At 55.2% G+C, this 3144-nt stretch carries 4 protein-coding genes; 3 read left to right on the top strand and 1 reads right to left on the bottom strand.

Going from position 1 to position 3144, the window contains the following annotated elements; genetic code table 11:
- Nucleotides 1-42 precede the first annotated feature (42 nt).
- From ABX962_RS33660 to ABX962_RS33650, 3 genes are all read left to right on the top strand, one after another.
- The gene (locus ABX962_RS33660; protein WP_008705212.1) at nucleotides 43-267 is read left to right on the top strand and encodes a hypothetical protein; all 225 of its coding nucleotides are present in this window, start codon (nucleotides 43-45) and stop codon (nucleotides 265-267) included.
- 218 nt (nucleotides 268-485) lie between these two features.
- A complete protein-coding gene (locus tag ABX962_RS33655; protein ID WP_372726049.1) occupies nucleotides 486-1604 on the top strand; it encodes a Gfo/Idh/MocA family protein in 1119 nt (372 codons plus the stop codon).
- 305 nt (nucleotides 1605-1909) lie between these two features.
- A complete protein-coding gene (locus ABX962_RS33650) occupies nucleotides 1910-2191 on the top strand; it encodes a hypothetical protein (RefSeq protein WP_372726048.1) in 282 nt (93 codons plus the stop codon).
- A 270-nt stretch (nucleotides 2192-2461) separates the two neighbouring features.
- Here the strand turns inward: ABX962_RS33650 and ABX962_RS33645 are convergent, their stop codons facing one another.
- Nucleotides 2462-2800: a LapA family protein gene (locus tag ABX962_RS33645; RefSeq protein WP_339941520.1), complete on the bottom strand. Its 339-nt coding sequence runs from the start codon at nucleotides 2798-2800 to the stop codon at nucleotides 2462-2464.
- Nucleotides 2801-3144 lie beyond the last annotated feature (344 nt).

Below are 3144 nucleotides of genomic sequence, written 5' to 3'. Positions count from 1 at the left end.
TTGTAGGAATAGATGTTTTGCTCATGGAGTAGAAAACGAACAATGAGTCATTGCAAGAACGTATTTGAAGCCATCTTGCGTTATGGGCACGACGAAGACTTCGTCCCGAACAAGGACGACAATTTTGAACCGACCGACGCCCCTGCGGGTAGCCAAGAAAAGATCGAAGTGCTGCGTAAACGCGTCGAGCTTGGTCAACCCCTTTGGCACACCACCGACCGTGTTGATTACAGCGGTTTGACCGGTGCGATTCGCCCACGCGAGTAAGATTTGCGAGTAAGATTTTTGTGGGCTCCCCCGCAATCACAACAAACTTAAGTGCGACCCAGATACCCTCGCCAGGAAGTGTTCCTGGCGAGGGTATTTTTTTGTTGGTTTCGCCTGGTAATGTAGTTTGTCAGTCGAAGGGGCGGTGCGTTTGAAGCGAATCAAACGTAATATGGCTGCAAATTGGCTACAAAGACACGACTTACGAGACGGGCTAGATGACAGATTCAATCTGTAGATGGGGGTTTTTAGGGGCAGCCGGGATTGCTCGGAAAAACTGGAAAGCAATTCGCCTTAGTGGCAATGGACGCGTCGCCGCGGTCGCCAGCCGGTCGCTTGGGCGGGCTCAATCGTTTATCGACGAGTGCTCGGCGGAAACGCCGCAAAGCGAAGCTGTCACCGCGATGGGCTCGTACGAAGAGCTGATCCAGAGCGATCAAATCGACGCTGTCTACATCCCGCTACCCACTGGGATTCGCAAAGATTGGGTGATCGCGGCCGCCGAGGCGGGCAAGCACGTATTGTGCGAAAAGCCGGTTGGCGTCAACACTCAGCAAGTTCGTCAGATGATCGAGGCCTGTCGTGCCTCGGGCGTCCAGTTCATGGACGGAGTGATGTTCGATCACAGCAAGCGAATCGAAGACGTTTCGGCCACGCTTCACGACGAAAAATTGCTCGGCAAACTTCGCCGCATCAATACCCATTTTTCGTTCTGTAGCGACGAATCGTTCGAGGCATCGAATATCCGCGCCAATTACGAGCTCGAGCCACACGGTTGTCTCGGTGACCTCGGTTGGTACTGTATCCGCTTCATTTTGTGGGCCTCCAAGTTGCAGATGCCCACGCGGTTGTCGGCGCGAACGATTACCTCGATCGGCAACTCACAGGGCGAACATCAAGTCCCCGGCGAGTTTTCTGCGGAATTGGAATTCCCCGCAGGGTTATCCGCTGCGTTCTACTGTTCGTTTTTGACCAGTAACCAGCAAACCGCGATTGTCTCGGGAGAAAAGGGGCATTTGACGATCGACGATTTTGTCTTGCCGTTTTATGACTCGCGAACCCACTGGGCGACCCACGATCACCAGCTCGAGATCGACAACTGCCGCTGGAATTTTAAGCGGCAAACTTCGCCACGGTCCAATGACGAGTACGCATCGGGCGAACCGGTGGCCCCCGAAGTCGAGATGGTTCGCCGCTTTGCCAGCTATGTGAACGAGAACTCGATCCAGTCCCGTTATCCTGAATTGACGCTGAAAACCCAGCTGATCTTGGATGCATGTCGACGCAGTGCCGTGGCCGGCGGCGATTGGGTCAACGTCGAATCCGTCGACGGCTGAGCAGTCGACGGCTGAGCCGGGCGCAGCAATTCTGATGCTGCAAGCCGGGCGTGAGCGAAACTCACCACGAGTTTCGAGGTCATGCAATCGCCTGCGTGAATCCTCTGTCACGCAAGTGACGTTTTTCTTTGGCCGCTCACGCAGAGCGGCGTTTTTGCCACGAAACAGACTCTTTTAAGAAATTCAAAATTTCTTTTTCGAGCTGTGACCAGACGTGTCATTAGGGTCGCGAAGAATGGTTTTAGTTGAGTGATTGATCGCTCCGCCATTACCTGATTCGCTTCTTTCGCACAGGAATCTGTCCGATGACCCAACTGTTGCTTTTCGATAGCCCTGTCGTCACCAGCCCCATCGCCAGTCGTTCAGCGGTCGCCATGGCTTCGCCCGCCGTCGTGGCTCCCAAGGCGATCCAGTCGTCGGCGGTCCGCAAATCCGAGCGTCCTGGAACCAAGCTCGAGGCAGCGAACATCAACGAGCCTAAGGCGGGGCTGAATCACATGGGCGACTTGGCTCGTCTGGTTTTGATGCGACACGATCTCGTCGCTGCCCGCCGCGCCGCCCGCCGTGCCGCTCATGCCCCCCGCTAAGCGGTTTTGTCCCGCCAAGCGAAACTCGCAGAGAGTTTCGGCCACGCAATCGATGGCCGAACGTTTCTGCGACTTTCGCTACACCCTGGTGCTTTTTGATGTAGCTACCGTCGCCAGACGGTGGACTACGTTCTGGCGAACGTAGCTACGGATTGAATCCCTGGGCTGCGAACCTGAGATGAACGCTGCAAATCCTCGCTTCGACGATATCACTGGAAGCTTATTCCGCATGACAGGCTGGAAGCCTATCCCACATGCCTATCCCCCATGTTACTTCTTCGCGTCGGCACGATCCGGGGCCAGAGCGTCGGCCCGCTCTGGCTTCGGAGCCGACGAGGAAGAATTCGGGGCGGCGGGGCCTGCCGAAACGGTTTTCGCTGCCGATTTGCCATTGGCCTTCTTGCCCTTTTTGGGTCGCAACATCCCGTACGTCAACATCGCCCCAAATACAAAACCGATACCGACCGCCGTCAAAATCAACAGCAAGAGGGAGACTTCGCCATGGAAGAACAACAAGTTCACTTCTTCGTTTCGATTGTTCTGAAACGCGATCACCAACGCGATCACGATCCCCAGCAACAACAAAATCCAGCGTATTTTCTGCATCATCAGACACTCTCTCGTCGATCTTTCTTAAAAGACGCTTTCCAGTAATCCCAGCCAATGCTAGCATTTAAGATGCGTCTGTCGTTCAGCCCGGTGGTAAGGGGGGAGTCGTGCGAAGGCTTTCCGCCACCCAAGCCTAGGCTTCTTGTCGGGGAAAATCCAGCAACCTTTCCCAGAACGGTAGCCTTTCCCGGGTTGGGGGGGAGGTCCCGCGAGCGAGTGCGGGTGATGTTTTGTTGTTTCCTACTCCAATGGTCCAAAGGACACTCCTCGTGCCCCAACAAACCTTTGAATTCATGGAAACGGCTGCCGCGACGGAGACCTCCGCCGCAACCCCTGCTTCATCT

It is taken from the genome of Novipirellula sp. (genome assembly GCF_041583735.1).
GTDB lineage: Bacteria > Planctomycetota > Planctomycetia > Pirellulales > Pirellulaceae > Novipirellula.
The sequence above is the reverse complement of the archived record's forward strand: the minus strand, read 5'-3'. Positions and strand labels throughout refer to the sequence as shown.